The sequence below is a fragment of the Synechococcus sp. Cruz-7E5 genome (assembly GCF_024345995.1).
GTDB lineage: Bacteria > Cyanobacteriota > Cyanobacteriia > PCC-6307 > Cyanobiaceae > Regnicoccus_A.
This window is the reverse complement of the sequence record NZ_JAGQCE010000023.1, coordinates 20320-27558: the sequence shown is the minus strand read 5'-3', so window position 1 is coordinate 27558 and position 7239 is coordinate 20320. Positions and strand designations below refer to the sequence as shown.

The 7239-nt window shown below is 63.7% G+C and carries 10 protein-coding genes and 1 tRNA gene; 2 read left to right on the top strand and 9 right to left on the bottom strand.

Features of this window, described 5'->3' with window-relative positions:
* The 3 genes from KBY77_RS16000 to KBY77_RS15990 form a co-directional block, all read right to left on the bottom strand.
* A partial coding sequence (locus KBY77_RS16000) for a phycocyanin subunit beta (protein WP_255106657.1) occupies positions 1–382 on the bottom strand: 382 nt, incomplete at its 3' end.
* Between the two features lie 593 nt (positions 383–975).
* On the bottom strand, positions 976–1197 hold the full coding sequence (locus KBY77_RS15995) for a phycobilisome linker polypeptide (RefSeq protein ID WP_255106655.1): 222 nt from the start codon (positions 1195–1197) through the stop codon (positions 976–978).
* 32 nt (positions 1198–1229) lie between these two features.
* The gene (locus KBY77_RS15990) at positions 1230–2075 is read right to left on the bottom strand and encodes a phycobilisome rod-core linker polypeptide (RefSeq protein ID WP_255106653.1); all 846 of its coding nucleotides are present in this window, start codon (positions 2073–2075) and stop codon (positions 1230–1232) included.
* 230 nt (positions 2076–2305) lie between these two features.
* Between KBY77_RS15990 and KBY77_RS15985 the strand changes: the two genes are divergently transcribed.
* A complete protein-coding gene (locus KBY77_RS15985; RefSeq protein WP_255106651.1) occupies positions 2306–2728 on the top strand; it encodes a hypothetical protein in 423 nt (140 codons plus the stop codon).
* 43 nt (positions 2729–2771) lie between these two features.
* On the opposite strand, the gene KBY77_RS15980 is transcribed toward KBY77_RS15985, so the two are convergent.
* The 4 genes from KBY77_RS15980 to KBY77_RS15965 form a co-directional block, all read right to left on the bottom strand.
* The gene (locus KBY77_RS15980; RefSeq protein WP_255106649.1) at positions 2772–3539 is read right to left on the bottom strand and encodes a phycobilisome rod-core linker polypeptide; all 768 of its coding nucleotides are present in this window, start codon (positions 3537–3539) and stop codon (positions 2772–2774) included.
* Positions 3540–3701: 162 nt separating this feature from the next.
* Positions 3702–4307, bottom strand: coding sequence for a chromophore lyase CpcT/CpeT (locus KBY77_RS15975; protein WP_255106647.1), 606 nt, complete (start codon positions 4305–4307; stop codon positions 3702–3704).
* Between the two features lie 37 nt (positions 4308–4344).
* Positions 4345–4581, bottom strand: a complete 237-nt coding sequence (locus KBY77_RS15970; protein ID WP_255106645.1) for a hypothetical protein — start codon at positions 4579–4581, stop codon at positions 4345–4347.
* Positions 4582–4660: 79 nt separating this feature from the next.
* Positions 4661–4733, bottom strand: a tRNA-Phe gene (locus tag KBY77_RS15965).
* Between the two features lie 265 nt (positions 4734–4998).
* On the opposite strand from KBY77_RS15965, the gene KBY77_RS15960 reads away from it, so the two are divergent.
* On the top strand, positions 4999–5223 hold the full coding sequence (locus tag KBY77_RS15960; RefSeq protein WP_255106643.1) for a hypothetical protein: 225 nt from the start codon (positions 4999–5001) through the stop codon (positions 5221–5223).
* Between the two features lie 262 nt (positions 5224–5485).
* Here KBY77_RS15960 and KBY77_RS15955 read toward each other — a convergent pair whose 3' ends face one another.
* Both KBY77_RS15955 and KBY77_RS15950 read right to left on the bottom strand, forming a co-directional pair.
* Positions 5486–5755 (bottom strand): DUF2470 domain-containing protein, encoded by a 270-nt coding sequence (locus tag KBY77_RS15955; protein ID WP_255106640.1) that lies wholly within the window; start codon positions 5753–5755, stop codon positions 5486–5488.
* A gap of 182 nt (positions 5756–5937) precedes the next feature.
* Entirely contained in the window at positions 5938–7218 is a 1281-nt protein-coding gene (locus tag KBY77_RS15950) for an FGGY-family carbohydrate kinase (protein ID WP_399213097.1), read from the bottom strand.
* Between the last annotated feature and the right edge of the window lie 21 nt (positions 7219–7239).

Sequence of the window (7239 nt, the reverse complement as noted above, 5' to 3'; positions counted from 1 at the left end):
CCACGGAAGCGCCGGGGACGCCGAGGGCGAGATAGGTTTCGCGCAGGCCGTTGAGGCAGCGATCTTCCAGGACGGAAGCATCGCCGGTGAAGACGGCGTAGGTGACGTAGCGGAGGATGATCTCCATGTCGCGCAGGCAGGCAGCCATGCGGCGATGGGTGTAGGCGTTGCCGCCGGGAGCGATCAGGGCCGGCTGCTGATCGAACAGATCGCGGGCAGCGTTGGTGACCAGGCTGGAGGCGTTGGAGGTGATGCGATTGACGGCATCCATCCGCTTGTTGCTGTCTGCAACGATCGACGCCAGGGCGTCGATCTGGGCAGAGCTGAGGAATTCGCCGCGGGCATCAGCCTGAGCAACGACCTTGGTGAAGGCGTCGAACATGTAAAAAAGCTCCTGTTCTCGACGGGTGGGGGTCGGGAGTTGGGTGATCAACAACGAGAGCGCCAAAGGCGGACTCGCGTGCCGAGTGCGAAGACATCTGGCATGGACCGGATGAATCCGGCTGGCCGGCTGGACCGACCGCTGGCCAGACGTGGCTCGACTTGACCTGAGTATTTTTATCCCTGCCACAGTCGGCTCGCTCAATCATTCACAAATGGTCATCCCGGGGGTACCAGTGTTGCTGCGCAAGCCCTTTGGTGGCTTGGCAGGAGTCCACGGCCCCGCTCCTGCGCCCTACTCCGGCCGTTATGTAGCCGCGTAAACAGTAAAATCCCGCGGTTGATTTCTTGTCTGGCCCGTCCCGGTTCCCCGGGCCGTTTGCCTGGCTGAGGAAGCTCCCATCGGGAGGCCACTGCAGGCGCCACCGTATTCACCCCTTACTTGGCCCTGGGATTTTTGCGATTGGTGTGGTGATCGGGCCGATCGGACCCATGAAAAAGCCCCCTCAAGGGGGGCTACTCAGTGGTGGTATTGGCTGCAACTGATCCTGGTGGATTTGAAGAGCCTTACTCAGGCGTAAAGCCGAGTCACCTTCAAGATCCGGAGCTGTCGCCGGAGCCGCTGACACTCACGCCGGTAATGGTGCCGCCCAGGCGATGTACGAGTCGCATGGTTTCGTTCATGCGGGTGTAGGGCACCTGCATGGTGCAATCTGAGCTACGCACGTAGTCGTTGTTGGCCAGCCCAGTGACCTGGATCGTGACTTGGCGGTTGCTGCTGAAGCTGCTGCCGCGGGTGCCTGCAGAGACCTTCATGGCGGATGGGGAACGACGGGGATGGGGAGGAATCAGTTGACCGGGCTGACGCTGGCGATGCGGCCGCCTTCGCGCTGGATCTGCCGCTGGTAATCGAGCAGCTTGGCAAAGGGGATGAACCGCACCCGGTTGCTGCGCTTGTGCAGGCGGTAGTTGTTGAAGCCGGAAATCTCGACCCGGTAAGTGCGGCCCTGCTCGCCGGCGCCCACTCCCATACGGGTGACACCATCGGAGTTGACCGAACGGAAAGCGGATCCCTTGGCGTTGGGGCTGACCACGGGAATCGGGGCTGCCTTGTGTACGGAGGGATTCAGTCGCGACTGATTCTTGGCGATATCTCCTTTGATTGAAGCCGCCGCGCCACGGGTCAGCTGCAACATGTAGGAGAATTGGAGCCCCTGCTGGCCGATCGAATAGTTCCAGCCGTGCAGATAGGGAACCTGCTCTTCGCCGAACCGATCCTGGTACTCGGCGCTGTCGATGTAGGAATCGATTTCAGCGTCGAAGCCTTCGTTTTGCAGAATCGTGAAGTGGTGCAGCATCTCAGCCTTGTTCTGGGGCGCCCGACCGAGAAGATGCTTGTGGTTCAGCTCGATGAATCGGTAGGGATTGCTGTTCTCGAAGAAGCGCTGCCTGTAAAGGTTGCTCTTGGCCACTTGGCGCACGAACTCGCGCACACTCAGGTATCCCCTGCGGAACAGCGATTCAGGGCCCTCCAGCCGCTCGCTCTTCATCACATACTGGTAACCGAGAACTTGCTGGTAGACCGAGCGAATCAATCCTGCGATGTCGGCTTCGGTAGCGTTCGACCAATTGTCCTTGTCGCGGACGTTCGCGAAGCGATCGATGCCCAGGTAGGCAGCGTTGACGAGTGTCATGGGCGTGCAGGCCGGGAAGAGAAGGGAGACGTAGGAGGTCGGGGGCTGTCGAGGCGGTGCTGGACACAGGCCACAACGTTCCCGACGATGCTGTCTGCAGCCGGATCCTATGGGGGCCGTTACGCTCTCACCGGCGCTTTTCAGAATCGTTACAAACTCGCTCCCCTGGCGCCCGCTGCAGAGGCCGATACCATCCGGGCATCGCGGTCACTGAATGACCCATGACAACGATGACAACGACACCTGATTCCGAGGCTTGGCCCCTGCGCTTCAGCGTTCAGCTCAATACTCTCGGTGAGCTCACTGAAACTCTCACTTTGCGCCTCCTGGAGATGGAGGATCGTCTGCTCCTCTTGGAAGATCAACAGTTCCGGTTGCTGGATCGATCAGGCCGGGATGGTGTCGATTCAGCCGCTGTTCTCGACCTTCTGGAGCAGACCGATGATCGCCTGACGAGACTGGAAACCCTGCTGGATCAGCCTTCTCATCGCCAGGCTTCGGAGGGCATGGCCCCTGCTGGAGGCCTGGGAAGACCCTTGCGTGTGCTTGGCGTTGCCGCCGATCCTGCGCCAGAGAACGAGTACGGGGACAGCTCGGAAACGGTGTTCCCAGACGAGGGGGAGCAGCCCTTCATGGATGAGCTGAGCGCCTGAATCAGGCAATCGGCTCAGGTCCGCTCCACCTGGATCTGCGGCTTCAGCCGAGTGAGCCCGTTTTGAGCATCGCAGCCGCGGTGGTGATCAGGATGCGCAGCATTTCCACGCCGCCGATGGCGGCAAGCCCCAGCCAGATGGTCTTTGCCAGCTTCGGCGGCTGACCATCGACCCAGGCAGGGGAGCGCAGTCCCCGCTCCAGTTGTGCGCCAGCGCTGGAGGGGCCGGCAGGGGCGCGTGATGCACTGATGTCGCGCCAGTAGGAGGAATAGCGCGGAGCCTGCTGGTTGAAGGGCTTCTCCCCCATGCTGCGGCCGGGGAGGACACGCGAGCGCTGGTATGGAACTTCATCCTCGCCGAAGGTGTCGACATATTCAGGTGAGTCGAGCAGGGCATCGACGAAACTCTGCATTCCTTCGGTGGCAATCAGAATTGAGAAGGCGATCCTCTCGCGCTCGCCATGCACCGGTCGACCGAGAACGCGGCCAACCACTTGCTCTACGACTGCGTAGTTGCTGTTGCAACGGTAGAAATCTCTGCGGAACTTATCTGAAAGGAGCAGGCCGCGGATGAACTGCTTGGTGCTGATCTGACCGCGGCGCAACCTGGACTCAAGCCCTGGTTCCCTGTCGGCTTTGAACGCATGGAAGAAGATCTGACGGTAGGCCCTCTCGATCAGTTCATCCATTGCCTGGGGGCTGCGGAGCACTCCCTCCGGTGTCCGCCGCGGCTCTTCTTCACTGCCCACCGCCAAGCTGGTGACGCGGGCATTCAGGGCGATGGGATTGAGTTCGATCAGGGGCAGAGCCATGGAGTGCCAGAGGAATGGGCGATGAACATAGACACCTCTGTTGAGCACAAACCCCTAGTGACAAAAGACCTCATAGAGCTTTACTGTGCAACTCAATTTATTTGCCTAGCTTCATTATCTTTTGTTGCGTACCAGCTTGATCCAGCCCTGATCCAGTCCCGATCAGGACCTCCAGCTCTCCAGCCAGACGTTTGGAATCTCAGCGCTGAAGTCGTCTGTGCGCTGGAATTCAAACGGCCCCGCCAGGGATCCCCAGAGCTGGTCATGGGTTGAGGGGTCGTGCCCTCTGTCGATCGTGCGCATCGACGTGCCGTCGATTTCGAAGCTGCTCACGAGGTAGGCCGTGGCTCCCTTGCGTTCCACCAGGCAACGGCAGCCGGGTTCGACCTCCCCGACGAAGCCCTCACCCTTCGGTTGCACCACATAGGTGCAACCGTCGAGCAGGCGCAGATCCTCCGTTTGGATCTGCACCATGCGCCCAGGATCCTCCACAGCTCCCCAGAACCGACGCTCGTCGTTGATGGCGTGATTGTGAATTCGCAGGCTGCCGTCTGTGGCGCTCTCGGCGCGCAATACCCGGATGCGGTAAGGCTGGCCGGGTGCGAAAGCGTACGACTGCTCCAGCAGCAGGGAGCCTGGATCCAGCTGCGGAAGCGGCCGAAAGCGCACCAGGATGTGGGCGTAGAGGGGGGGGTTCTCGAAAGCCTGGTCCTGATTGCTGAACCCACCGCTCAGCATCCGGACCAGGCGCGTCAGGGAGCTGGTCATGGGGCGAATCCTATGGGGCCGGCCTACCTCAGCGCCCTCAGCGCTGGAGCAGGCGCAGGCGGAATTCCGCGACCTGGCGCACCAGTTCCGGTTGGCTCAGGGCGAATGGGTGATCGCTCAAGGCGCTGATCACCCCTTGGAGGGCGGCTTCACGGGCGCCTGAATCGGCGGGATCGAGGCTGCCGATCCGTTCCCAGGCCTCATCGAAGGCCATTCCGTAGCTGTCGGCATTGCTGAACTGTTGGTTGGCGGGTCGCTCGGGAGGGGTTCGCATCGCTTCAGAGCACGGCAGCTTGGAGGTTCGCCCACCGAAGTGATGGGCTAAACCCTTCAAAAAGGATTTTAAAAATGAGTGCCAGGACCCAGATTTGAACTGGGGACACGGCGATTTTCAGTCGCCTGCTCTACCAACTGAGCTATCCCGGCCGGCCGCTTCGCAGCACTGCAGGATCTTAGATCACGGCCTGGAGCAGGCGTCCGGGCCAGGCAGAGCAGCCCCATCACCGTGTAACCGGCCTCTTCAAGGGCGGCGGCGGCGGCCATGGACGTGGCCCCTGTGGTGAGAATGTCATCCACCAACAGCAGACCCTGTCTGGAACGGCGGCTGCGGGAGACTCCGTCTGGGACGATCCGGAAGGCCCCTTCCTGGTTGAGCGACCTCAGCCGGCGGTTGAGATGGTGCTGACCCAGCGTGGCCCGGCTGCGCTCCAGGGGAGCCAGGCGGGGCAGGCCCAGCCCCTGGCAGATCAGCAGTGGCAGGGGGTTGGCCCGCTGTTTCCAGCTGGGGATCGCCACGACGCTCAACTCCCGAAGCGTCGCCGGCAGGGTCGCGGCCAGGGAACTGGCCAGGCAGGGGATTGCCTGGTTGCTGGGCTTGCGCCGCTGGCGCAGCAGCAGGCTGCGCAGCGCCCCCTGATAGAAGCCCAGGGCCCACCAGGGCATGGGCTCAAGACCACACAATCCTGCCTGGGTATCGAGATCCAGCGACTGGAGGCAGATCTGGCAAGGCTGCGGTTGCGCCGCTTGAACACGCCCCCTCCATCGGTCAGGCTCGGCCGGTCGGCCGCAGAGCGGACAGGTGGCCTGGGTGATCAGCTCAAGGCATCCTCTCAACAGGGCCTGGACCATGGCGGTGATCTCCTGGGAGGAGTGCAACGTTGCGGTTCAGTGTTCCCAGCTCATGACTCGGGCAAGGCCTTGAGCATCGCCACCAGGGTGCGATGGGCGTCTTCGCTGTCGTTGAGCAGGTGATCGAAGGGCACCGAGAGGTTGGCGCCATCCACCTCCAGGTCCATCGCCTCGGGGCTCACACGCAGCATGCGGGCGGTGCTGGCCTGCTGCGCCCCGCCGTAGTGGCGGGCGTAGGCGAGCACCGCTTCGCCATGGTCGTTGTTCATGTGGCGGCAGATCCGATCGCTGACGGCTTCGGTGAGGGGATCGCTGGCCATGGCTGCAGGGCAAGGGTCAGGGCTGATTGTGGCTGAGAACTGGCTCAGACCAGGGCGAACCGCTGCCAGAGCAGCAGCCCCAGCCTGACGGCACTGAAACTGACGTAGCCGGCCAGGATTATGAACAGGGCCATCGAGATCACGGTTCGCAGGCGTTCGTTCATGGGCTCTTGGGAGAGGGGTCAGGCTTCCATCTTCGGCGTTGGGTGCGGCGCCTCCAGGACGCCATGGGCCAACCGTGCCATGCCCAGGGCCGGCGTCAGGCCCGGACGGTTGAGCACCGGCAGGCCGATCGCCTGTTGTCGCAGCTGACGCCACTGGGGATTGCGGGCCCCGCCCCCCAGGCTGATCACCCGCCGCAGCCCAGGCGCACCCAACTGAGCGAGGCGCGCCCATCCCTGGGCCTCGATCCGGGCCAGCCCTTCCAGCACCCCCTGCAGGAACAGCGCATCGCTCACGGGCCGGGGCTCCAGGATCGGCAGCAGATCAGGGTCGTCGTGGGGGAAGCGCTCTCCCCTCGCTGGCAGGGGCCTGTAGTGCAGCCCGCTCGGCCTGGAGGTATCGATCTGACGGCTGAGCCGCTCCAGCTCGGCATCGCTGAAGAACTGGCGCAGCACTCCGCCGCCGGCATTGGAGGCACCGCCCACCAGCCAGCGTCCCCCCAGCCGATGGCAGCTGATCCCTGGGGCTTCGATCGGTTCTGCTACGAACTGTTTCAGCACCAGGGTGGTGCCCAGCACCGTGACTCCTTCGCCAGGAGTGGGATCGGCCGCCAGCACGGCGGCGTTGGCATCGGTGCTGCCGGCCACCACCAGGCAGGAGCCCGGCAGCCCCAGCGCAGAGGCTGAGCCTGGAGCCAGCGGCCCCAGCGCCAAGCCGCTGGCAACCACCTCGGGCAGCGCTGCCGCCCAGGGTTGCCGGGCCAGGTCTCCCGTCCAGTGCTGTCGTCTGAGGTCCCAACCCAGCCGCAGGTTGTTACCTTCCTCGCCCCAGCGCCAGTCACCCAGCAACCAGCCCATCAGCCAGTCGGCCTGGTGGCGCAGCAGCAGATCTGCGGCCGCCGCGCCCCCCACAGCCGTCGCCTCAAGTAATCTCAGGGCTCTGGCCAGGCTGCCGCTCACGCTGGCGGCTGCGCAGCCGGCAGGCACCAGAGCCGCCAGACGCTCAGCCTGCTCAGGGCAGGCGAGGCTGTAGGCCAGGGCGGGTCCCAGGGGTGTGCCATCGGAGCGGCAGGCCAGCAGGGTACCGGAGGTGCCATCGAGGCTGATGGCACCCACTTGCTGCCTGAGCTGGATGGGAAGGTCCAGCACCAGCGTGATGAGCCCCTGCCGCCAGCCGTTTGGATCGTCGAAGCTGCTGGGATAGGCCATGGCCCGCTCGGCCAGCACCTTCCCTTCAGCGTCAATCACCGCCAGGCGGATGCCGCTGCTGCCCAGGTCCACTCCCGCTGCCAGGGGGCAGATCAAGGCGCCGCCCCGGCGACT